This window comes from Flavobacterium sp. FlaQc-30 (genome assembly GCF_044005885.1).
Lineage (GTDB): Bacteria > Bacteroidota > Bacteroidia > Flavobacteriales > Flavobacteriaceae > Flavobacterium.
In genome coordinates, this window is sequence record NZ_JBIPCO010000007.1 from 216,078 (window position 1) to 241,356 (window position 25,279).

Here is a 25,279-nt window from a genome sequence, read left to right on the forward strand (position 1 = left end):
AAATTATAAGAAAGAGACAACTACAATTGCCTCTTTCTTGTTAATAATGAACGCTTAAAATTCGATTTCAAAATAAAGACTGCTTGCAGGATTTTCTGTTGTTACAGGTTCTCCTTTTAGTACTTCATCTGAGGCATTTAAAACCTGCATATTAATTTTCCAATATCCAGTCATGGTCAATGAAAGTTTCCCTTTATAGAAATCTCCTGCTTGAGATTGTACTAAATCGGTGTTATTTGGTGAACCATGATTTCCCATGCTTGGCATTCTAGGATCTATTTTTATTTTAAAATTGTTTGCCGCAGTAAACGTCATCATATCTTCCATTTTATAAAGTCCAATAGCAGCATCGTTTACGGCTACTTTCGGATTTTCGGGTGCGATATAAGCCAGTACATATTTGTTGCCGTTATTGTCTTTAAATGAGGTTACAGTACGTTTTGGCGATGCAGTTACCGCAATAGTATCTGCAACGGTATAAACAACATTATTGATAGTATAATTAATTTTAAGTTCCCAAAACTCCTTATCGTTTTGTGCCATCTGAAAAATAATATCACCTGAGTATAAGGTTTTTTTATCTGCCGTTTTGGTCACAGCTGATTTTGGACATGAATGCTGCATCATAGTCATATGCATAATTGGCGTCCAATCAATTTGTGCATCCGTAATATAAGCGCTGCTTTTTTTGTCTTTTATTCTAATGGTAACAGCATTGTAGCCTTGAATTAAAGTGCCTTTTTTTGAGTACAACTCAACTACATGATTGTCATTCGTTAATTCTTGAATTTTTTGAAGTCCAAGTGTTTCATCAGCAGGAATTGAAGTTGAAGAATCATCATCAGAAGAACATGAAATATAGGTAATCGCTAAAAGGAAAAGGGTAATGTATTTTAAAGTTTTCATAGAATATTAATTTAAATTAGGATAATACGATTTCTGCCGAAATAGATTTCGGAGAAAATAAAGTGTAAAACATTGAAAAATTAATAGTTGAAAGCCGGTGGGCGAAATACAGAAACTGCGTCTAAATGGGAGTATAGATTTTTATAAACTGAGTTTATTTTTAAGTAGGTTTTGTGAGTTGTTTCAAAACAAAATACTGGAAGGTTTACTATGAATAGTACAACTGTTTCTGCTGTTTCTGTTTTTTTCTCGTTAGAGGCTGGAACATCATTTTTATACGCTTTTGCCAGCTCTTTTTTCAAATGACATTTTCCATTACAGCTTAGTTCAGGTGCATTTTTGTTTTCGCATAATTCGGTAACAATGTAATGGTAGTTTACCACATAATCCAAAAATGGAAACGCAGGTCTGAAAACCACTGAAAAGAGAAATATGTAAACAAAAAACTTCATCTGTTTATTTTAGAGTACGAAGGTATCATCAACTTTTTCTTTAAAGTATGATCGTAATCATAATTTAAGAAATACATCTTGTGGAACTTTGACCTGTAGTTTAACAAATAAAAAAAAGCAAACACATGAACAAATTATTTTTAATAGCAATGTTTGGCATTTTCTTTTTCGTGTCCTGCGGAAAGGATAAATCAAAAACAGATGAAGATTTTTCGACTCCGCCGCCTGCAGAAAAAACTGCCGAAGCTGAATCATATGATCCTCAAAGGGGACTCGGGAAATATTCGACTGTAGAATTAGGCGCTTCCTTAGATAAAGCAATGGCAGAAAAAGGGCTTAAAGCTGCCGAAGTAAAATGTACTTCATGCCACAAACCTACAGATGAGAAACTTGTTGGTCCGGGATGGAAAGGTGTAACGGAACGAAGAACACCACAATGGATTATGAATTTTATCACAAATCCTGATCCTATGATTGATAAAGATCCAGAATTGCAGGCTCAATTAGAGCTTTGTATGATTAGAATGCCTAATCAAGGTTTAAGTGATGATGAAGCTAGAAGTATTCTGGAATATATGCGTCAGAATGATGGAGTAAAATAATCTCCAAAATAAATCAGAAATCTAAATAATAACCATATGAAAAATAACTTTTTAAAATCAGTTTTTGCCATTACTTTGGGCTGTGCTTTTTTTGTTTCTTGCAAGCCTAAAGACTCTTCAGATGCTGTTGATGGCGATGTAGCCAGCAAAGTATATGTTGCTCCCGGTAAGTATGATGAGTTTTACAACTTTGTCTCTGGCGGATTTAGTGGTCAAGTGAGTGTTTACGGACTTCCAAGCGGGCGACTGCTTAGAGTAATGCCTGTATTCTCTGAAGATCCTCAAAGCGGCTACGGCTACAGCGAGGAAACAAAACCAATGTTAAACACTTCTCACGGATATGTGCCTTGGGATGATCAGCATCACCTTGATTTGTCGCAGACAAATGGTGAAGTAGACGGACGCTGGCTTTTTGCCAATGCAAACAATACACCTAGAATTGCACGTATTGATCTAAAAACTTTTAGAACAGCTGAAATTATCGAACTTCCAAACTGTGCAGGAAATCACTCTTCACCATTTATTACTCAAAATACAGAGTATGTGGTAGGAGCAAGCCGTTTTAGTGTTCCTCCTGATAATGATAATGGAGATGTGCCTATTAATACTTTCAAGAAAAACTTTAAAGGATATTTAAGTTTTGTAAAAGTAGGTAAAGAGGGAGAGTTAGATCTTGCTTTTCAAATTGTAGCACCTGGAGTTAATTTTGACCTTAGTCATCCAGGTAAAAAAGAGTCTCATGGCTGGTTCTTTTTCTCTTGCTATAATACAGAACAAGCAAATACATTACTGGAGGTAAACGCATCTAAAAATGATAAAGATTTTATCATGGCGGTTAACTGGAAAAAAGCAGAGGAATATATTAAAGCTGGTAAAGGAAAGCGTGTACCTGCAAACTACGTTCATAATACTTGGGATGAAAAAACGCAAACAGCAAAATCTGAAACTAAAAAAGAAGTATTAACTCTTGATGCTGCAGAACTTAAGGATATTTGCTACATGATTCCTTGTCCAAAATCACCTCACGGTTGTGATATTGACCCAACAGGTGAATATATTATTGGAAGTGGAAAATTGGCAGCTTTGATTCCTGTATTTAGTTTTACAAAACTGAAAGCAGCGATTGCTAATAAGCAATTTGATGGTTCTTATGCAGGTATTCCAGTAGTAAAATATGAAGCTGCGCTGCACGGCGAAGTTCAAAAACCAGGATTAGGACCTTTACATACTGAATTTGACGGTAAAGGAAATGCATATACAACAATGTTTGTTTCTTCCGAGGTTGTAAAATGGAATATTAAAGATCTTAAAGTTCTAGATAGAAAAGCGACTTATTATTCTCCAGGTCACCTTATGGTTCCGGGTGGTAATACAGAAAAACCATTTGGAAAATATATGGTAGTTTATAATAAAATTACAAAAGATCGTTTCTTGCCAACAGGTCCTGAACTAGCACAAAGTGCACAATTATTTGATATCAGCGGAGACAAAATGAAACTGCTGCTTGATTTTCCAACAATTGGAGAACCGCATTATGCACAAGGAATTCCAGCTGATAAGATTCGTAACAACGGACAGTTGAAGTTTTACAAAATGGCTGATAACAAGCATCCTTTTGCAGCCAAAGGGGAAAAAGAAACTAAAGTGGTTAGAGAAGGAAATAAAGTACATATTTACATGACTTGTATTCGTTCTCATTTTGCTCCAGATAATATCGAAGGAATTCGTGTAGGTGATGAGGTTTATTTCCATGTTACTAATCTTGAACAAGATTGGGATGTTCCTCACGGATTTGCCATTAAAGGAGCTAATACTGCCGAATTGCTGATTATGCCGGGAGAAACACTTACTTTAAAATGGACACCTCAGAAAAAAGGAATATTCCCATTCTATTGTACAGATTTCTGTAGTGCATTACATCAAGAAATGCAGGGTTATGTTAGAGTTTCACCAGCAGGAAGTAACGTTCCAATTAGCTACAGTCTGGGAACTAATTTACCAAAAGAATAACTACTAACCAAGTAAAGGGGACAGAGCATATTCTTTGTTCCCTTTTTTATTTTGAATTATTATGAGAAATAATACAATTTCGACATTTTCTAAAATAGTTCTCTTGTTATCAGGATTACTGTTTATTGGATCCATTTTTGTGCCCATGTGGAAAATTGAATTAACTGCACCTCAATATCCAGAAGGATTGGTTTTAAAACTTCATGCTTCTAAAATTGCGGGTGATGTAGAGATTATCAACGGACTTAATCATTATATTGGTATGAAAACTTTGCATACAGAAGATTTTATTGAGTTTACAATTCTTCCTATTATTCTAGGTTTTTTTGGAGTTATCGCTTTAGGATGCATATTCTACAAAAATCAGAAAATTTTATATACACTCTTCGGCTCTTTTGTCCTTTTTGGGATAGCTGCAGGTTTTGATTTTTATCGTTGGAATTATGAATATGGTCACAACCTTGATCCAAATGCTGCAATTCGTGTACCCGGAATGGCATACCAACCGCCCGTTTTAGGTTATAAGCAACTGCTTAATTTTGGAGCCTATTCGATACCCGATATCGGCGGATGGATGCTGATTACTGCTGGAGTTTTACTTTTTCTTGCTGTATTAAAAGAAAAGAAAATGCTTTTTTTTAAAACAAAAACAGTACTAAGTATGGCAATATTGGCCGTTTTATTTTCTTCATGCGCAAATGACAAACCAGTTCCAATTAAACTGAATACGGACAACTGCGATTTTTGCAAAATGGGTATTACGGATGGAAAACATGGTGCTGAAATTATTACTGAAAAAGGCAGAGCTTATAAATTTGATGATATTGCTTGTATGGTTAATTATACCAAGGAAAATCCAGAATTAAAAGTTAAGGGATACTATGTTCATGATTATACTTTAGAAAATGAATTAATTCCTGCCGAAAAAGCTTTTTATGTTTCTGGAGGCGCAATCAAAAGTCCAATGAATGGAAACATTGCTGCATTTTCTAATAAAAGTCAAGCAAAAGCATTTGAAGCAGAGTCTCACGGACAAGAAAAGGAATGGAGCACTTTTATTGAAAAATAAGAGAACGACAACTCAAAACACAATTTTTAAAAAATATGAAATTATTTCTCTGTCTTTTTCTATCGTTGTTTTGTTTCAATCTGCAGTCGAAGACTATTGAGGTTGGGAAGAACAAGGTAATAAAAAGTATAAAAAAAGCTATTGATCTGGCAAACCCTGGCGATACAATCTTGATTTATAAAGGAGTGTATCGTGAGGGAAATATCGTGATCAATAAAAGAATTGTGCTGCAAGGAAAGGATTTTCCAATTCTTGATGGACAAAGAAAATATGAAGTGGTTTCTATCAAAGCTGATAGTGTTGTTGTATCTGGTTTTAAAGTAATTGATTCTGGTTACGGTTCGCTGAACGATCCTTGCGGCATTAAGATTTATGATAAAATAGGTGTAATAGTAAAGAATAATATACTGGAAAATAACTTTTTTGGCATTTACGCTCAAAAAGGGAGCAGCTGCATAATTGAAAATAACACCATAAAAGCTCATCAGACAGAAGAACAACGTATAGGAAACGGAATTCATTGTTGGAAAAGCGATAGTATGAAAATTATCGGAAACCGAATTTCCGGGCATCGTGACGGGATTTATTTTGAGTTTGTTTCGAATTCGATTATCTGGAGAAACATTTCTAAAGGAAATATTCGATACGGACTGCATTTTATGTTTTCTAATGACGATTCGTACATCTCAAATGTATTTAAAAACAATGGAGCAGGAGTGGCTGTAATGTTTACCAAAAATGTAAAAATGTTTAACAATTATTTTGAAGAAAACTGGGGAGACGCCGCCTATGGTTTATTGCTGAAAGAGATTGCAGACAGTTATATTATTGGAAACAAATTTATACGTAATACTTCTGGAATCTATATGGAAGGTACGAGCAGAGTAATGCTTAATCATAACATATTTAAAGACAATGGCTGGGGAATGAAGATTCAGGCAAGTTGTATGGATAACGAAATTTCATTCAATAATTTTCTTGCCAATACTTTTGATATCAGTACTAATGGAAGTCTCGTTTTAAATCATTTCAATAGTAATTATTGGGATAAGTATGAAGGATATGATTTAAACAAAGACGGGATTGGCGATGTGCCTTTTCATCCATTGAGTCTTTTTGCTGTTCTTACTGAAAATAATCCTTCGGCAATGCTTTTATTCAGGAGTTTTATGATTACCCTGTTAGATAAATCAGAAAAGGTACTGCCAAGTATTACACCAGATAATTTTATTGATGAAACCCCCTATATGAAATCTCTCATTTTATGATTACTATAAAAAATATAAGTAAAAAGTTTGGAAAACTTCAGGTGTTAGAAAATGTAAATCTTGAATTTAAAAAGGGAGAATGTATTGCATTGATTGGTCCTAACGGATGCGGAAAAACAACTCTCATTAAATCTATTCTTGGAATGGTGCTTCCTGACAACGGTGATATTTTGTTTAATGAAAATTCTATTTTAAAAGAGTTTGATTACAGAAATAAGATTGGGTATATGCCGCAGATTGGGAGATATCCTGATAATATGGAAATAGGACAGATAATTAGTATTATTAAAGAAATTAGAAATTCAAAAACAGTTTTAGACGAAGATTTGATAAAAGCCTTTAATCTTGACAAAATGTATGCTAAACAAATGCGTACGCTTTCTGGCGGAACAACGCAAAAAGTAAGTGCTGCACTGGCTTTTCTTTTTAATCCTGATGTTCTTATACTTGATGAGCCTACAGCAGGATTAGATCCATTAGCATCTGAAATTCTGAAAGAAAAAATTCTGAAAGAACGTGACGCTGGAAAATTAATTTTAATAACATCACATTTATTAAGTGAACTCGATGATATGATTACTCAGATTATTTTCATGCAGGATGGAAAAGTACATTTTCATAAAACGATCAGCGATTTACTTGAATATACAGGCGAAAGCAAAATTTCAAAAGCCATTGCCGCAATCTTAAAAGAGAAACATCATGAACAGAATAATTAAAATTGTTTTACTCGATATACTTAAAAATAAGATTGTTGTTAGTTACACCATTATTTTAGCCTTACTTTCTTGGGGATCATTCGGATTAGAAGACAATTCAGCCAAAGGACTGCTTACTATATTGAATGTAATTTTGTTTACAGTACCTTTAGTGTCGATATTGTTTTCTACGATTTATCTTTATAACAGTGCCGAATTTATTGAACTTTTGTTGAGTCAGCCTTTAAAGAGAAAAAAAATTTGGATTAGTTTATTTGCAGGTCTTTCGATTGCAATGGTTACCGCATTTTTTCTTGGAGCTGGAATTCCGCTTATAATAAACGCACCAGGAGTAGTTGGATTGATGATGCTTTTGGTAGGGTGTCTCATTTCAGTAGTTTTTGTCTCATTGGCTTTTTTAAGCTGTATTTATGCAAGAGACAAAGCAAAAGGAATTGGAGTTGCTATAATGTTCTGGCTTTATTTTGCCATGCTTTTTGATGCTGTAGTATTGTTTTTGCTTTTTCAGTTTTCCGAATATCCTATAGAGAAAGCTATGGTAGGTGTAACAGCATTGAGTCCTATAGATTTGGCACGTATTCAAATATTACTGCATCTCGATCAATCGGCAATGATGGGATATACAGGAGCGATTTTTAAAGATTTTTTTGGAACAACAATTGGACTGATATTATCGTTTCTATTATTACTATTATGGATAGGAATTCCGTTTTTTATATCTCTTAAAAAGTTTAATAAAAAAGATTTGTAAAAGTATTTTAAGCACAAATGAAGAAACAAATAGAAAGATGAAAACAGATATTAAGGGAAAAGATGATATTATAATACTGGTAGATGCTTTTTATCTAAAGATTAGAACTGATCCTACGATTGGTTATTTATTTACAGAAGTAGCGGCGGTAAACTGGGAAAAACACCTTCCGATAATGTATGATTTTTGGGATAATATTTTATTCCATACTGGTAATTTTGATGGAAACCCGATGATGAAACACCGAATGTTAAATCAGAAAAGCCTTTTGACGGAGGCTCATTTTAAACACTGGACAAAATTATGGAAGAAAACAGTCGATGATTTGTTTGAAGGAGAAAAAGCTAGAGAAGTTAAAATTAGGGCTGATAATATCTCAAAAGCAATGATGAATAAAGTAATAAGTTAAAAAAGCGGGAACTATTGAAGTTCCCGCTTTTTTACTTTAAAACGTTATGAAATTTGAATTAATAATTTATCATTTAACCTTTGCTCAAAGGACGTAAATATTTGAACCATAGATTATGATTTGAGTCATACAGTTGTAATTTTTTAGACGTTCTAGTAGAATAATTTGTGATCAATGATTTCAATTTTTTTATTCTTTTTCATAAGAGTGAGAGTTCTAATAACAGTTTCAACTCTTAATCCCGTAAAATCAGCAATTTCTTGACGTGTATATGGAATCTTAATTTTTTGATTTGATTTTGTGCAATGCTGTCTTTTAAAATTATCTAAAAAATATTGTATTCGATGTTCGGGCTTATGGTTAATAATGTTTTTGGAGAAGACGATTTTATTATAAATTCTTGAGGCAAATAGTTTTAGTATTTTCTTTTGTGCTTCAGGGTTTTCTTCTAGAAAGGAAAAAAAATTAATTCGAGAAAGCTTTAAAATAACACAGTCCGTTTGAGCTAATGCCGATGCAGGATAGGGCTCGCCAATAATTAACGGCGGTTCTCCAAAACTCTCTCCTTTATTAAATACACCAATAGTAAGATCTTTACCATCTTCGTTGGTATAGCTCATTTTTACAGTTCCTTCTAAAATTTGAAAAAAGGATAGAGCAGGATCATTCTCATAAAAAATGATAGCGTTTTTGGGAATTTTTTTTGCAATTGCTCCCCACGTATACAGCAAATCAGTATCAATGTGCATTTTTATCAATATTTACTTTATTAATAAACGTGACGCATTTATCTGCTTTTTTAATTTTAAAATTAGTGCTCTTATACATTATGAGATGGTTGGTTTTGAATATTGGTTGCGTCAAACAAAGGAAAGAATTTACTAAAAATCAAAACATGATAAATGTTAGTTTCTTAAAGTAATTTATTATTTAAAAATGTTTGTAATTTATTAATTACTAGTTTTTTAAGTAAATTCAGATATAGTGGGGTTTCTTTGTATTCGATGAATCTTAAAGGTAGTTTTTAAAGACATTTTCGTTCTCCAAAAACAGAAAAATATCTTAGTTTTTAGTTTTTATCCCTACAGATAAATAAAAAACTCCTACAAATAATGCAGGAGTTTAAAGTTGTTAGTTTAGTTTCTTTTTTTGCTTAAAATAAAAGCTTATTTCTTATCACTTTTTGTATACAATTTTGCTGACGCGAGAGACTAAATAAATACTTATAAGCATAATAACAGAAGCAACCATTGCTAGAGTATCATAATGTTCTAATGGTGCATAATTGTCTTTTTGTACAATGATTAATCCAGCGATCATAGCACCAAAACCTCCTGCCATTTGTTGTAGAGAAGAGTTAATGCTCATAAAAGCTCCTCGATCCTGAGGTTCTGGTATAGCTGAGGTTAATGTTGTTGAAGGCACCATTCTGCTCATAATCGCCATCATCATTAAAATATTGGTAACTAATACAATCCAAAATGGAGTAGCGGCAAAATGCGCATAAACATTCATTACAATTATAGCAAACAAAGTGGCAAAAGCAAAAAGTTTGAATTTGCTGAATTTATCACTAAGTTTTCCAGCGATAGGCATGGTAATTAGTGTTGCAACACCAGTAATCATAAAAAGCAATGGTAACTCATCATTAGTTACTTTTAAGTTGTTAATGGCAAAGGCACTTCCAAAGGGCATCATCATAAAACCTCCAATAGAGAGCAGGGCAGTAGACAAGAAACCAACTTGATAGTGTGGTTTTGATATAGTATGCCACAAGTGCTGAATAGGTGTTTTTTCTTGTTTTAAACTTAAATGCTCCACAATTGGCTGCAGTTTAAAGGATAAAACCAATGTTATGATCGCTGCCATGGCGGCTATCCATAAAAAAGGCACGTGCCAGCCCCAAGCATTAGCAATATATAGTCCAATCGGAATTCCTAAAACTTGACTTACTCCAAATCCCATTTGAATAAATCCCATTACTTTTCCTCTTTGCTGCAAGCTGAATAAATCGGCAACAATTGCCATAGAAATAGAACCAATTACACCGCCAAATATACCGGTGAAAATACGAGCTGCAACAAGTAATATAAAGCTTGGTGCGATGGCGCAAAATACAGTTCCTATTGTAAAGCCAATATAGAAGAAAAGTAAAAGTTTTTTTCGGTCAAATTTATCAGCAAATCCTGCTGTTAACAGTCCTGAAATTCCGGCACTAAAGGCATAAGCCGAAACGGCGATACCAAATTGAGATGCTGTAATTTTTAATGTTTTCATCATAATATCTCCAAGGGGCGACATTACCATAAAGTCGAGCACAACTGTAAATTGTGTAAGGGCTAATAGAAATATGACAAGTTTTTGATAGCCGTTAAAGCCTGTTTTGAGTGTTTGTTTTTCGTTCATTTATTTTAAAGTTCTTTGCAGTCAAAGTCAAGAAAGTTCAACATCTCGATTATTTGACCTGCGTTAAGATTTTCGCTTATAATTCTAAGTACACAATCAATATCTTCTTGATCGATACTCCATTGCAGGATTGATTTGTTTGTATTAAAGAATGCTGCAATTTTATTTTTGCTGGTTTCTGTTTTTATATTAGTAGCAAATATCATGACATTCATGGCTATTAATTTTTAGGGTGTTAGTGCTTTGATTACTAAACGTAATGCTTCTTGTTGTACATCGTTTGTTAATTTAAACGGAGTGGTTCCGCCCAATCCTTTTCCTTTTTCATGAAAACGCAGTAAATTGTATAAAGGTCCGTAGGCGATACTCCAAAATACTTCTTTTGAAACTGGTACAATTTCTTTTCTCTCGATGGCTCCATTTAGAAATTTTGTCATGATTTCTTTTAATTCCATCAAGCTTTCATTTACTATAAAATCACCGTAGTTTGAGTTTTGAAGAATTTCCCAGCAAACTAGCTTATCAGTATTGTTCATCATAAATGAAGACCGATTTTCCCATTGCTTAGCAAGCCCTACTGCAAAAGGCATATCGGGAGTAAAATCTTTTAAAGAGCTTTTAAAAAAGAATGTTCCCATCTCAATCCCTATTTTTTTTATGAGATCCTCCTTATCTGCATAATAAATATAAAGGGTTGCGACAGAGATACCGCATTCTTTTGCCAAACGATTCATTGCAAAGCCTTCAATGCCATACTTTACAATCATTTCTATCGTTTTTTGCTTAACTAATTCTTCTTTATTACTATCTCTAGTTCTCAAATGAAAGGATATTTAAATTGAGAGCAAAGATATAATAATAAGTGAACGTTTGCTTATTTATGATAAAAAAAATTACGAGGCTTTCAATAAAACAAAAAACAGATTTTTTTGACAGATTTAGATTGTATGATTTTTTTGCTATTTTTACTACCAGCAGTTATCGTACAAAATGAAAAAGTTTGTTTATAAAACTGGTTTGTCTTACTAAATTAAATTTTAAAAAAATGAGAAAAAACAATGATTTTGGCCTGTTAATACTTCGTATTACAATTGGATTATTAATGCTTTTGCATGGTTTTGCAAAGTTTAATGGAGCTTTAGACTATATTTCGGGAATGCTTGTTGAAAAAGGTCTTCCAGGTTTCTTTTCGTATGGAGTATTAGTGGGAGAAATTTTAGCACCAATTGCTATTATAGTTGGTTTTAGAACCAGAATCGCTGCATTAATTTATGCTTTTAATTGTTTTGTTGCAGCATTAATGGCTCATAGTGCTGATATATTTAAAATGGGTGAGCATGGAGGCTGGGCTTTAGAATTGCTTGGTCTTTACTTTTTTACTGCACTTGTTTTGTTTTTTACTGGAGGAGGGAAGTATAGTGCTTCTACAAAAAGTAATTGGGATTAATATATTCTTGATAAGAATTCAAATAAAAAAAAACGGTTTAATACCGTTTTTTTTTATTCCCTATTCTAAAGTTTAAACTCCAAATCGTAGTCTTAGAGTTTGGAATTTAAACTTTGTAATTTAAGGTTTTTACATTTTTGTAATAATGAATTCGCTTCGTCTGTTCATTTGATGTTGTGCTTCTGTACAAGGAACCCCGTTTGAGCAATTATTGATGAGCTGGGTTTCGCCGTAACCAATCGCACTTTCAATTCGTTCAGCAGTAATCCCTTGAGAGATTATATAATCTCTGGTTGCTTTGGCTCTACGATCAGATAATTCCAGATTGTATTGATCATCGGCTCTTGAATCTGTATGAGATTCGATTTTTATCACTACAGTAGGATATTGATTCATTAATAAAACGACTTTGTTAAGTTCTATTGCAGCATCGTATCGTATATCTGATTTGTTGAGGTCAAAGAAAATAATTCCGATTTTGATTTTTAGAATACCATCTTTACGTTCTATTAGATTTGGATCAAGTCCAATTGGCACTTGGGTTATTCCTGAATTCTCAGCAGTAACGATTGCTTTTGATGAGGTTGTAAAATTATCTTTAGCCGCTTCTATAGTGTATGGTGTATTGCAGTTGATGTTTTCTTCAAACTCAAATTTTCCATCCATTCTAGAAACGGTTTGCTGCAATTGCTGGTTTTCATTGTTTTTGAGTGTAATTATGGCACCTGGAATTTTTTTGTTCGAAATGGCATCAAAAACATAACCTTCTATAGATTGTGTGCAGCTTCTTTCGAAAGAGTAAATATCATCATCGCCTTTTCCCGTTTTTCTGTTTGAGCATACAAAACCTTTGTTGGTTTCTTCGTTTACAATATATCCAAAATCGTCTAAACTGCTGTTTAAAGGTGCGCCAAGATTAACTGGTGAATCAAAAACTTCATTATTTAATCGGCTTTCAAAAACGTCGAGACCTCCTAAACCTAAAAAACCGTCTGAGGCAAAGTACAGCGCTTTGGCTGTTATAAACGGAAACATTTCACGTCCGCTAGTATTTATTTTTTCGCCTAAGTTTTTAGGATTTGAATATTGGTCTTCGCTCAAAATGTCTACCATAAAAATATCGGTAGAACCAATTGTTCCGGGCATATCAGAAACAAAATAGAGTTTTTTACCGTCTTTGCTTACAGTTGGCTGTCCAACAGAATAGTTGTCACTGTTAAACGGAAGTTCTTTTACATTTTCCCATCGAACAGTACCGTTGCTGTTTTCTACTGCTTTGGCAGAATATAATTTTAAATTATTTACACCTTTGTCGTCTCTTTTTAGTTTGCCATTGTAATTGTTTCTAGTAAAATAGATTGTTTTTTCATCGGGAGAAAAAGCGACACAGGCTTCGTGATATTGGGTTGTAATTTCTTTTGCAAAACGTTCTTTAAAAGTTACGTTTGTTTGTGTAGGGCTTATTTTTCCGAGCTGCATATTTAAAAACGGCTGATCGTTCCATCCATATTTTGCTGTTTTTAAATAAGAGGAATCTACTGTTGTTGAATAAACTAAGTCGCTTTTATAGAACATTGGTGCGAAATCGGAGTAAGCGGAATTGATTTCTAAATTCTCTAAAATAAACTGTGGTTTTATCTTTTTTATATCTTCGAGAGTTACTGTTTTTAGAGAGAAGTTTTGAGCTCTAGAATCAGATGATTTTTGTTTCTCGGAGAAATTTTTCATCCATTTTTTTGCCAGATCGTAATTCTTGATTCCCTGTAAGGACTGTGCATAGCGAAAGTAATATTCTGCTGAAACTTCGGCAGAATAATCAGCAAGCAGTTTGCTGTACCATTTGCTGGCATCTTGCATTTGGGTATTAAAATAGTGTGCATCTCCTAAGCGCTGCAAAATTTCTTTTGAAGTATCGCCATTCTTTACTGACAGTTCATATGATTTTGCGGCATCTATATAATACATTTTATCAAAAAGAGCATCGGCCGTTTTGTTCTTTGTTTGCGAATTAACCATTTGGATGATTAGCAAGGCGAGTATAATAATTCTTTTTTCCATAGCTGCTAGTATTAAAAGAATCTAGGAGATTTTAATCCCTTTTTGCGTGATACTAATTCAAATCGAAGCATAATTTCGTGTGTGCCGCTATTGTAGTTTTGTAATTCGGTAGTAGAATAATCATAAGCATAACCTACAAGAAACTGCGGTGTAATTTGTAACGATGCGAGGGCACTTACAGAATCTCCTGTTCTATAAGAAGCACCTAGTGTTACGCAGTTATTGAACATAAAATTGGCTGAGAAATCGGCAATTAATGGAGCTCCGGCTACATATTTTACCATTGCGGCTGGTTTAAACTTAGTGTGAGCTGAAAGATCAAAAACAATTCCTCCAATAAGATAGACATGCATTCTTTCGTTAACCAAATCATCGGCAATATCATCATAATTGTATCGTTCTCTGGTCATAAAATTCGGAACAGCCAATCCGATATAATCTCTTTCGCCATGCCAGTATAATCCCGCACCAACTACTGGAAGAAATTTATTGGTGATGTTTTCACGAAACTGAACATCTGGATCTCTATAGCTTCCTTTTGTCCAGTCAATATTTATTACTCTCCCGCCGCCTTTAATTCCAAAAGACAATTTATGGGTTTGTCCTGATGGAATGGTGTAAGAGAAGTTAGCATCTAGATATTGCTCTTCTGAAGGGCCTATTTCTTCGCTTACAACAGATAAACCCAAACCCACGTTTTTTCCAAGAGGAGTATCGAGCGTAAAAGATTGCGTGTTTGGCGCTCCTTCAAGTCCAACCCATTGAGTTCTATAAATTCCTGTTATAGCTAAGTGCCCTAATGAGCCGGCATACGCAGAGTTAACACTAAGCGTATTATACATATACTGTGTGTATTGGGGATCTTGCTGAGCCATCGCACCAAATACAGAAAGCATTGTAAGGATTGTGAAAATCTTTTTTATACTTTTAATCATAGCCAATTCTATTTTGGTTATTGCTATTTTATTTTAAATAAAGCCATCCAGATGTTTTTGGGGAACCATTTCCTAGATCAAGAATATAGAAATAGGTGCCCTCTGGAAGTGTTTTTGCAGATCCGTCTGCCTTGCCGTCCCAAGTGTTATTGTATCCTTTTTTGTAATACACTAAATTACCCCAGCGATTAAATATTTCGAGCTGATTGTCTGGATATTGTGAGATACAATCGATGTAGAAAGTATCATTTTGACCATCATCATTTGGAGAAAATTCATTGAAAATTTTCAAACAATTAGGAGCAACGGTTGCACTGTCTTGATTATTTGATGAGTTGCTGTCAATTTGATCCATTTTAACAAAGTGAGCTGTGTTTAAATAGTCATTAAAATCAACCACTTTTGCAGTTATCGTTAAAGTTTGAGAACCTTTTACAGCTACAGACGGAATCGTCCAAGTTCCTATTGTACTGTTGTATACTCCAGCCGATACAGTGAATGTATCTAATTTATAGCCTTTAGGAAGTATATCTTGAACTTCGACATTTGTAGCAGTTAGGTTTCCAAGATTTTCAGCTGTAATAGTAAAGGTTACGGTGCTGTACATTGGTACATCTGTTTTGTCAACCTCTTTGTTTATAGCAATATCTGTTGATGAAATGTTGATGAATTCTGAGTCTTCGTCATCTTCACTTTGATCACCATTATCGTTATTTGGCTTACTGTCTGGATCGTATTGATCACTAGCAGTTACTTGGGCGATATTCAAATAATCGTAACCGTCAAGTCCATGCGGGCTTGCAACCGTAACTTGATAAGTTAAAGTAATGCCTCCAACTGGAACAGTTAAGTTATTCCATTTTATGATGTTGCCTCTAAATAATCCTCCGTTTGAGATGTTGGTAATGTTTCGATAACCCAGCGGAATGATATCATCAACGGCAACTCCGGTTGCTTGACTTGGTCCTTCGTTGTTAAGCTTTAATGTAAAGGTTATAACCTCATCTACATTTGGATTTTTATTACTTACTGTTTTTTCTAAACTTAAATCAGCGATTGAAACATTGATTTGAGTACTGTCGTAGTCGTCTTCTGTTTTAACTCCGTTATTTGGTGTTGAATCAGGATCAAGCATATTGCTGGCAGTAATTTCTGTTTCATTAGTATATTCATTTGCTGCGCCCGTCGGTGGATTTACTTTGGCATAAATATCTAAAGTTTGAGTTTCTCCATTGTTAACGGTTCCAGTAGTCCAAATTCCAGTAGCATAATTATAAACTCCGCTTGTTGCTGAATTAGTTAGATAAGTAAATCCAGCAGGAAGTAAATCTTTTACTTTCACACCGCTTGCATCGCCGGGACCATCATTTGTTACTGTGATATTAAAAATAACAGTCGAACCAATTTCATACATTGTACTGCCTGTTTGTGTAGTTTTACTGATCGATAAATCGGCCATAAGAACTGAAGGTGTTACAAGCGCAGTTGCATAATCATCTTCTGTGGCAACTCCGTTATTTGGAGTTGAATTAGGATCAGGCATATTGCTTGCAGTTACTTCGGCAGTATTGAGATAATTTCCTGCAGCATTTACTATTGCAGTGATTTGCAGTGTATGAGAATCTCCATTTAAAAATGAACCAATATTCCAGATTCCTGTATTTTTATTATAAGTTCCTTTTGTAGCGGTAAAACTGCTAAAAGTATAACCGGATGGGAGTAAATCTTTTATTTGTACTCCAGAAGTGTTTTGCGGGCCGCTGTTGGTTACAACAATTTCAAAGGTAACTTGTGCTCCAATTAAAGGTGTTGAATTATTAACCGTTTTGGTCAAAGATAGATTGGCCGACACATTCGTTGGAGCTGTAGTTGCTGTTGCATAATCATCTTCAGTTGATATTCCATTATTTGGTGTTGAATCAGGATCCTTAAGATCTGCTGCAATTACCTCTGCAACATTAGTGTAATCCCCAGTAGGATTTACGGTTGCCATTATCTCTAAGGTTTCTGATTTTCCGTTAACTAAACCGTCTACAGTCCAAACTCCTGTTGTCGAATCATAAGTTCCTGTAGAGATCGAATAGCCATTAAAAGTATATCCGTTTGGAAGCAAATCTCGAACCTTAACGCCAGTATTATCTAATGGACCGTTATTGCTGATAATAATTTCGAAAATTACCTGAGACCCTACTAAAGGAGTGGCATTGTTTACTTTTTTTGTCAGCGATAAGTCAGAGTCAATTCCTCTTAATATCGGTACTGTAAATGCACTATCATAATCATCTTCTGATGTTACTCCATTGTTTGGAGTTGAATCAGGATCTGGAAGATCTGCTGCTGTAATTTCGGCAGAATTTAGATAATTTCCAGTTGGATTTATGATTGCAGTTATTTGTAAAGTTTCAGATTTTCCGTTATTCAAGTTTCCTATGTTCCATATTCCTGTGGTCGGATTATAAGTTCCAGTTGAAACAGTGAAACTATTGTATGTATATCCAGAAGGCAATAAATCAGTTACCTGAACACCAGTATTATCTTGTGGTCCGCTATTGGTTACTACAATTTCAAAAGTGTCTATTGTGCCAACCAGCGGAGTGGCATTATTTACTATTTTGGATAATGATAAATCTGAAGATTTTTTTATTGGAGTTGTTGTTGCTGTCGCATAATCATCTTCAGTTGTAACACCGTTATTAGGCGTTGAGTCTGGATCAGGTACATCACTGGCTGTAACTTCGGCAACATTTAAATAGTCTCCTGAGTTATTTACAGTTGCGGTTACTTGTAACGTTTCTGATTTACCGTTTATTAGATTGCCCACAGTCCATAATCCTGTAAGCGAATCGTAAGTTCCAGTTGTAATTGTATAGGAATTATAAGTATAACCTGATGGCAGTAAATCTTTTATTTTAACACCAGTATTGTCTTTTGGACCATTATTGGTAATTACTACTTCAAAAGTCACCTGAGACCCAACTAATGGTGTTGGATTATTAACTTTTTTAGTCAAAGATAAATCTGAATCATTTACTTGCTGGATTGGAATTACAGATGCAGTATCATAATCATCTTCTGTTGTTACTCCATTATTGGGTGTTGAATCTGAATCAGGAAGATCAGCTGCTGTTATCTCAGCAATATTGATATAGTCACCCGTAGGATTTACAATGGCAGTTATTTGTAAAGTTTCAGATTTACCATTTATCAAATTACCTACATTCCAGATACCTGTTGATGTATTATAGGTTCCAGTCGAAATTGTATATCCATTTAAGATGTACCCAGTAGGTAATAAATCTTTAACTTGAACTCCTGTATTATCTTGCGGACCGTTGTTTGTAACAATTATTTCAAAAGTTACTAATGTACGTACCAGAGGTGTTGTATTACTAACCGATTTCGTTAATGATAAATCAGAAGATTGATATATTGGAACTGTCGTTGCGGTCGAATAATCATCTTCTGTTGTATTTCCATTGTTTGGAGTTGAATCTGGATCTGGGAGATCAGCAGCTGTTATTTCGGTACTATTAGTATAATTACCAGATGCATTTACTCGTGCTGTGATTTGCAGAGTCTCAAATTTTCCATTAACTAAATTACCTACAGTCCAAACTCCAGTAGTTGGATCATAAGCACCAGTTGATAGTGTAAAATTGTTGTATGTATATCCAGAAGGAAGTAAGTCAGTAACTTCAACACCAGTATTATCTTGTGGTCCTCCATTCGTTACAATAATTGTAAAAGTAACTAAAGAACCAACTGTTGGAGTCGTATTATTGACTGTTTTGGTCAAAGATAAATCCGATACAGCTGTTACTGGAGTTGTCGAAATTTCGGCATAATCATTTTCTGTGGTCACATTATTATTTGGAGTAGAATTTGGATCGGGAAGATCGCTGGCAGTTACCTCAGCAGAATTAAGATAAACTCCTGTTGGATTTACGACTGCAGTAACTTGAAGCGTTTCAAATTTTCCATTTATTAAATTTCCAATAATCCAGACACCTGTTGCTGGGTCATATGTTCCAGTAGATACTGTAAATGAATCATAGGTATAGCCTGATGGTAACTTATCGGTTACTTGTACGCCAGTATTATCATTTGGTCCATTATTGGTAACTATAATTTCAAAAGTAACTTTGGAGCCAATTAAAGGTGATGATCTATTTACCGATTTAGTAAGTGATAAATCAGATGTTGGTTGAATAGGAGTGACTACTGCATTAGCTTCGTCATCCTCGCTTTGATCACCATCATCGTTATTAGGCGTACTATCTGGGTCAGGGAGACTGCTGGCCGTTACTTGAGCAATATTTTTATAAACTCCTGTTGGCAGTACTTTGGCATCAATAATAAGCGATTCTACAGCTCCTTTATCAAGGGAACCAACCGTCCAAATACCTGTAGTACTGTCATAAAGCCCTGAAGTTGAACTGTAATTAACAAATTCATAACCAGTTGGCAGTAAATCTTTAACTTCAATTCCAGTTGCATTATTTGGACCGTCATTTCTAATGATAAGTTCAAATGATATCTGACTTCCTATTACTGGACTTGTATTTCCTGCAACTACATTTTTAGTCAATGACAAATCAGCAGAAGGACCTATATAAGTAATTTCGGCATTGTCTTCATCATCTTCGCTTTGGTCACCGTCATCGTTATTTGGCGTACTGTCAGGATCTGGTAAATCGCTGGCAGTTATTTGAGCGACATTTTTATAACTTCCTAACGGATTTACAAATGCACTAAAAGTCAAGTTAGTATTAGCACCATTTGCCAATGCTATATTTTTCCATTCAAGCGTAGCTGTTGCCACTTGGTATGTTCCTCCAACTGATACAGATCCGGGAATTAATGTATAACCTACCGGAATAACATCTTGTACAGCTATTCCTGTTGCATTTCCAGGACCTTTATTGATTAGATTAAGAGTAAAATCTACTTGTTGACCCGCAGCAGCAGATGTTGGAGTTACCGTTTTAGTAAGCTCTAAATCTGCAGATTTTAATGTAATATTTGCACTTGCCATATCATCTTCAGGAAGACCGTTTCCAGGTGTACTGTCTGGGTCGACTTGACGTGCAGTTTGTATTTCTGCCGTGTTTTTATAATTAGCAGATGTCGCCACATTTACCTTTGCGGTAATCTGCAATGTGATAGAGTTTCCGTTGTTTAGGTTGCCTATATTCCAGATGCCGGTAGTGTTGTTATATTTGCCAGAGCCATTATCGCTGACATAGGTATAACCTGGTGGAAGTTTGTCTAAAACCGTTACTCCTGTGGCATTGTTTGGACCACTGTTCGTTGCTCTAATCGTAAATATTACATTATCATTTATACTTACAGACGTTGGAGAAACTGTTTTTTGAAGTGATAGATCAGCTGAGTCTATTGAAACCGAAACACTATCCTGATCATCTTCGGTTTCTATTTGGTTGTTTGGCGTACTATCAGGATCAAATTGATTAGATTCTACAATTTCGGCTTTATTTAATGTACTTCCGACTGCATTTATTGTAGCTTTGAATGTTAAGTTTAGTCTTCCTCCGTTAGGAATCGTAAGATTGTACCAAGTCAAAGTATTATCTCCTACATTATATTGTCCAGATAAATTGGCTGATCCTGGCACTATGGTAAAACCAGTAGGAATATAATCTCTTACTGCTACACCAGTTGCTGTTACTGTTCCTCCAAGTGAATTGTTATTAAAAATCTGAATTGTAAAGGTTACTACATCTCCCGCACTTCCGTGAGTAGGAGATACAGATTTTGTTAATTCAAGATCTGAAACAGAAAGTATTGTAAGGGTCATAACATCAGAAGAAACAGCACAATTTCCATTGCTTACCGTCCATTGAAGTTGATATGTGCCAGCAATAGTTCCACTAACAGCTGTTGTTGGCGATGTACTGTCAACGAAACCTAACGTACTTGGTCCTGTTATTTGAGTCCATTCTCCTGTACCTACTGTTGGAGGTAAAGCGTTCATGTTTACGGGAGAGAATTGTGGAACTGTCTGATTTGGTCCAGCATCAGCAGTTGATGGCTGGTTGTAAATGGTAACTATAACTGAATCTTCAGAAATACAACCATTATTATTTAATGTTGTCACCGTCCACAAAAATTCATAGGTACCAGGCTGAAGTCCAAGCATTACAGAATTAGGATCATTTGGAGCACCAATATTGACAGCGGGTCCCGACGCCTTAGTCCAAGTACCAATGCCAGAAGTTACAGGAACTGCCGCCATAGTAGTAGAGTCAACATTACATAATTCTTGATCAGGTCCTGCATCTGCTTTAGAAGGTGGAATGTCATTAAAGGTTATTGAAACTTTATCAACAGAAGGCTGACATGATGACGGATCTGTAAAAGGACCATTTGTTACTGTCCATGTTAATATATAAGTTCCTAGGACGGTAACATTTGATAAGGTTGTTACAGGACTGTTTGGATTATCGATTACAGCTGTACTTCCAGCTGGAACAGTATCAAAAGTCCATGTTCCAATACCTACTGCAGGTGGCAAAGCGGCTGTTGTGTATGTAGTTTGACAAGCTGCAGTATCATCAGGTCCTGCTTCTGCATTACTAGGAGGGGCATTCATTTCAATACGAACTATATCTGATAGTGTTCGACAAGATGCACTTTCAAAAACCCATTCTAAAATATAAAGTCCAGGAACAGTTAAGTTTAAAACATTGCTTTTTGGTGCTGATGGTGTCTGAATAACGGCAACACTTCCTGTTGGCTGATAAACAAATCTCCATTCAGCTTTTGAAACATCTGGAGGAGGTGTGTTTCCATCTAAAGCTGTTTGACCTCCAACATCAGCAATACAAAGGTTTTGATCGGCTCCTGCATTAGGATCAACGCTTGCACCGCTAAATACATCTATAGTAACATTATCTGAAGATCCAGGACAAACTGGATTGGTAGAAGAAGATATAGTATAGGTAAAGACATAAGTGTTTCCGGGAATCACTGTAGCATTTGCAATATAACTATTTGGAGGTGATTGTGTAATAACAACATCATTTACATTTCCTGTGGTACTAAAGAGTGTCCATGTTCCAGAAGAGTTTTCATTTCCTATAAGCTGTATACTGGTTACATCACAATATGTTTTATCAGGACCTGCATTGGCAGCTGGCAAAACAGTTACGATTACATCATCAAATGTTGGCGGACATAAAAACACACTTTTTGAATTAATTGTCCATCTGAAAGTATAAGTTCCTTTTACAAGTCCATTAATAACCGTATTTGGATTAGATGGATCAACAATATTAGGCTGATTTGGCGCTCCAGTCAGAACAGACCATTGACCTTCTTCAAAAAAACTATCGTAAGCATTTCCAGCCATTGTTACAGAGGTATTATTACAAACATTTTGATCTGGTCCAGCGGCAGCAACGTGAGGCGGAATTCCGATTGTTAAATTAATATCATCAAAAGCTTCACCACAAATATCTGCATTTACAGTCCATCTAAAAATATAGTAACCACTGAATGTAAACGTAAAAACAGCATTTGGATCATGTTGGTCACTAATGGTATAGTTACCAGCCCCGGATATTCGTGTCCATGTTCCAGTCGCACCACTGCTTACTGTAGCAGCCATAGTTATTACACTTCCGCAAATTTCTTGATCAGGACCAGCATTTGCTGCCGGCGGCGTGCCAGCAATAGTTACCTTTACACTGCTCGTACTTGGTATGCATATTCTTGATCTATTTACTATTGCCCAGGTAAAAGTATAAGTTCCATCTGTAGGAACTGTGACCAAAGTATTTGGATCATTTACATCAGCGATTACAACTCCTGTAGAAGGAGTGACCGTCCAAGTTCCAAAATCTGAGCCTTCGGGTGTATTTCCGCTTAAGTTAAAAGTATTGGTTCCATTAGGATAGCAAGTATCTGGTCCAGCGTCAGAGCTCGTTGGAGCAATATTGTTGGTCGTGTAGATAAGCATATTATCAGAAACGGAGGCGCTACATGATGGTCCTGGATGCAGATAAGAAATTGTCCATTTTAACTCATACGTAGCATTTGAGGTCAAAAATCCTGAAGCAATTGCATTAGGATCATGTATATTAGAGAATGTTATTGTATCTGGCCCAGAGACTTGACTCCATCCGCCTATTTCTCCACTTTCTGCAGGTTTGGCTGTAAGCGGTACATCAGTTTTTGTACAAACCACGTGATCAGGACCTGCATCAGTACTGCTTAAGGTACTTCCAGAGACATATATGTTTACAGTTGAAACTGAAAAACCACAGGTAGCACCGCCGCCTTTTGTTATATATTGAAAAACATAAGTGCCGGGAATAAGCCCGCTTACTTGCGTGTCTGTTGCAAAAACATCTGCAATTATAGCTTCATTTGGACCATTTAACTGACTCCAAAAATGCAAGCCGTCGTCAGTCATAACACCAGAAAGCATCGTAGTGGTGTCGCCGCAAGGTAAACTTACATCAGATCCTGCATTAGAAGGTGTTGGAGCACCAGAAACAAGAATATTTAAAGTATCAAAACCATAATCACAGCCAACATTTAGTGAACCATTTTCACTTCTAACGAATTCTACAACATAATCTCCCGGAGCTGTAAGGGTTAAAGTTAGTGAATTGCCAACATTTTGCAGTGTAGTAGGGAAAGGTGCTAAAGGAGAATTATCAGGTCCATGTGTGATTCGATATTGATTTACTCCCGTACCAGTTACGGTAAGCGGAATTGTAAAAACGGTTGCATTACAGCTGCCAACAATATCCCTGCCATTGTTCGCAACAATAGTTCTTGTCGCACCATTGTACTGAACATTATAATCTTTAGTAAAAACACAGCCGGTGTTGGCATTAGTAAGGGTATATCTAAATTTATAAGGATCTCCTGAATCAGAGATGCCTGTAACTAATGTAGTAGGATTTGTTGGTGAAACAATTACAGCACCTGGACCGCCCGCAATTTGTGTCCATTGTACCGTTTCACCTGCATATAAAGGGGTTTGTGCAATAAGCGTGACCTGAGTGATACTATTGTCACAAAAGAATATATTTTCATCACCGCCTGGTAATGTTGTTACATCTTGTGTTGCCGGTGGTACAGTAATCGAAACTAAATCATTTCCAGAAGCACAAGGTCCTGTTACTGTCCATCTAAAAGTATAAGTACCTTCAGTTAGATTTGAAATTTGAGTAGTATTTGATGTTGGACTGCTTATTGTTGGTGTATTTGGACCGCTTACAAATGCCCACAAGCCTCCCTGTCCGTTTAAGCCGCATCCGCCATACGTACCATTTAAATTGGTACTTTGTGTAGTAGTGTAACAATTACTTAATGTTTGGTCTGGCCCTGCCGAAATAGGTTTGACACCGCCATAATTAGTCACAGTAATTTGTGAGGTAGTTCTGCAACGAATTCCAGGAGCAAGTTCTGGACCTTCAATAACCCATTGTAATGTGGTTACCCCGCAGCTTGTTGCAGGCAGATTTATAGTCGAAGTTGGTAAGTTGGGAAAATTAATTACAACCCCTGCATTATTATTGCCTACAATTTCCCAGTAACCATTTTCACCTGTATTCTGAGGTGTGTTTGCAGTAATAGTTAACGTTCCTGCACTGTTAGGGCAACTTGCTACGTCTCCTCCAGCTTGTGCTCGAGTTATAGGTGCAACATTAACTACTTTATCCTGATAGGTTGAGATACCATCTCCGCATACTGCACTGTATCTAAAAATATATGTATTCCCTCCTGTATAACCAGATACTGTAGTGCTTGTACTATTTGGTGAGTTGATAACAACTGCAGGGCCTGAAATTTGAGACCACAAAACGGTACCTATAATGGGCGAAGGAGTACTTCCTTCTAAAACTAAAGCATCAGTTTCACAAATAGTAACATTTAGAACTCCAGCATTTACTGTACAGTTTTGAGCGAATGAATTTATAGTATTAAACAGAACTATAAATAATACTGGAATCAGTTTTTTAAAGTGCTTCTTAATTTGTAGAGATTGTCTCATAGGCTTCGAGATTGCAAAGTGGATACGAACAATTTATAACCACATTAAATTAAAATTTATGTTGTTCGTTAATTTCGAAAAGAATGATTTGGTGATTGTAAATAGGGGGTACTCAAATTTATGAAAAGTTAGCTTTAAGAGGCTGATTTATATGTTTCAAGTTATAATATGCAACAAGAAAAGTAAATTAAATAAGTTTTTATGATGAGCTTTTTTG

The 25,279-nt window shown here is 35.4% G+C and carries 17 protein-coding genes; 8 read left to right on the forward strand and 9 right to left on the reverse strand.

Features of this window, described 5'->3' with window-relative positions; translation table 11 throughout:
- Window positions 1–54: 54 nt before the first annotated feature.
- The gene (locus tag ACHRV0_RS16445) at window positions 55–906 is read right to left on the reverse strand and encodes a hypothetical protein (protein WP_395441636.1); all 852 of its coding nucleotides are present in this window, start codon (window positions 904–906) and stop codon (window positions 55–57) included.
- An 80-nt stretch (window positions 907–986) separates the two neighbouring features.
- Entirely contained in the window at window positions 987–1,358 is a 372-nt protein-coding gene (locus tag ACHRV0_RS16450) for a hypothetical protein (protein ID WP_395441638.1), read from the reverse strand.
- Window positions 1,359–1,483: 125 nt separating this feature from the next.
- Between ACHRV0_RS16450 and ACHRV0_RS16455 the strand changes: the two genes are divergently transcribed.
- The 7 genes from ACHRV0_RS16455 to ACHRV0_RS16485 all read left to right on the forward strand — a co-directional run bounded on the left by ACHRV0_RS16455 (window position 1,484) and on the right by ACHRV0_RS16485 (window position 8,186).
- Window positions 1,484–1,960 (forward strand): cytochrome c family protein, encoded by a 477-nt coding sequence (locus ACHRV0_RS16455; RefSeq protein ID WP_129023135.1) that lies wholly within the window; start codon window positions 1,484–1,486, stop codon window positions 1,958–1,960.
- Between the two features lie 36 nt (window positions 1,961–1,996).
- Window positions 1,997–3,970 carry a Sec-dependent nitrous-oxide reductase gene (gene nosZ, locus ACHRV0_RS16460; protein ID WP_395441639.1) on the forward strand — a complete coding sequence of 658 codons (1,974 nt, stop codon included), beginning with the start codon at window positions 1,997–1,999 and terminating at the stop codon, window positions 3,968–3,970.
- Window positions 3,971–4,031: 61 nt separating this feature from the next.
- Window positions 4,032–5,039, forward strand: a complete 1,008-nt coding sequence (locus ACHRV0_RS16465) for a nitrous oxide reductase accessory protein NosL (protein ID WP_129022886.1) — start codon at window positions 4,032–4,034, stop codon at window positions 5,037–5,039.
- 35 nt (window positions 5,040–5,074) lie between these two features.
- The gene (locus ACHRV0_RS16470) at window positions 5,075–6,307 is read left to right on the forward strand and encodes a nitrous oxide reductase family maturation protein NosD (protein WP_395441640.1); all 1,233 of its coding nucleotides are present in this window, start codon (window positions 5,075–5,077) and stop codon (window positions 6,305–6,307) included.
- Window positions 6,304–7,026: an ABC transporter ATP-binding protein gene (locus ACHRV0_RS16475; protein WP_395441641.1), complete on the forward strand. Its 723-nt coding sequence runs from the start codon at window positions 6,304–6,306 to the stop codon at window positions 7,024–7,026. The genes ACHRV0_RS16470 and ACHRV0_RS16475 overlap by 4 nt, the downstream gene beginning before the upstream one ends.
- Window positions 7,010–7,777, forward strand: coding sequence for an ABC transporter permease subunit (locus ACHRV0_RS16480; protein WP_395441642.1), 768 nt, complete (start codon window positions 7,010–7,012; stop codon window positions 7,775–7,777). Before ACHRV0_RS16475 ends, ACHRV0_RS16480 begins: the two co-directional genes overlap by 17 nt.
- A gap of 37 nt (window positions 7,778–7,814) precedes the next feature.
- Window positions 7,815–8,186 carry a group III truncated hemoglobin gene (locus tag ACHRV0_RS16485; RefSeq protein WP_129022883.1) on the forward strand — a complete coding sequence of 124 codons (372 nt, stop codon included), beginning with the start codon at window positions 7,815–7,817 and terminating at the stop codon, window positions 8,184–8,186.
- A gap of 152 nt (window positions 8,187–8,338) precedes the next feature.
- On the opposite strand, the gene ACHRV0_RS16490 is transcribed toward ACHRV0_RS16485, so the two are convergent.
- From ACHRV0_RS16490 to ACHRV0_RS16505, 4 genes are all read right to left on the reverse strand, one after another.
- Window positions 8,339–8,935: a Crp/Fnr family transcriptional regulator gene (locus ACHRV0_RS16490; RefSeq protein ID WP_129022882.1), complete on the reverse strand. Its 597-nt coding sequence runs from the start codon at window positions 8,933–8,935 to the stop codon at window positions 8,339–8,341.
- Window positions 8,936–9,362: 427 nt separating this feature from the next.
- The gene (locus tag ACHRV0_RS16495; protein WP_395441643.1) at window positions 9,363–10,592 is read right to left on the reverse strand and encodes an MFS transporter; all 1,230 of its coding nucleotides are present in this window, start codon (window positions 10,590–10,592) and stop codon (window positions 9,363–9,365) included.
- Between the two features lie 5 nt (window positions 10,593–10,597).
- Window positions 10,598–10,807: a hypothetical protein gene (locus ACHRV0_RS16500; RefSeq protein WP_129022880.1), complete on the reverse strand. Its 210-nt coding sequence runs from the start codon at window positions 10,805–10,807 to the stop codon at window positions 10,598–10,600.
- A 12-nt stretch (window positions 10,808–10,819) separates the two neighbouring features.
- On the reverse strand, window positions 10,820–11,413 hold the full coding sequence (locus tag ACHRV0_RS16505; RefSeq protein ID WP_206733582.1) for a TetR/AcrR family transcriptional regulator: 594 nt from the start codon (window positions 11,411–11,413) through the stop codon (window positions 10,820–10,822).
- Between the two features lie 224 nt (window positions 11,414–11,637).
- On the opposite strand from ACHRV0_RS16505, the gene ACHRV0_RS16510 reads away from it, so the two are divergent.
- Window positions 11,638–12,039 (forward strand): DoxX family protein, encoded by a 402-nt coding sequence (locus tag ACHRV0_RS16510; RefSeq protein ID WP_129053490.1) that lies wholly within the window; start codon window positions 11,638–11,640, stop codon window positions 12,037–12,039.
- A gap of 129 nt (window positions 12,040–12,168) precedes the next feature.
- Here ACHRV0_RS16510 and ACHRV0_RS16515 read toward each other — a convergent pair whose 3' ends face one another.
- Genes ACHRV0_RS16515 through ACHRV0_RS16525 form a run of 3 tightly spaced genes read right to left on the reverse strand, consistent with a single transcriptional unit; the run spans window position 12,169 to window position 25,062 of the window.
- Complete coding sequence (locus ACHRV0_RS16515) at window positions 12,169–14,097, reverse strand: OmpA family protein (protein WP_395441644.1); 1,929 nt, start codon at window positions 14,095–14,097, stop codon at window positions 12,169–12,171.
- A gap of 11 nt (window positions 14,098–14,108) precedes the next feature.
- A complete protein-coding gene (locus ACHRV0_RS16520) occupies window positions 14,109–15,032 on the reverse strand; it encodes a type IX secretion system membrane protein PorP/SprF (protein WP_129022877.1) in 924 nt (307 codons plus the stop codon).
- A gap of 28 nt (window positions 15,033–15,060) precedes the next feature.
- Window positions 15,061–25,062, reverse strand: a complete 10,002-nt coding sequence (locus ACHRV0_RS16525; RefSeq protein ID WP_395441645.1) for a PKD domain-containing protein — start codon at window positions 25,060–25,062, stop codon at window positions 15,061–15,063.
- Between the last annotated feature and the right edge of the window lie 217 nt (window positions 25,063–25,279).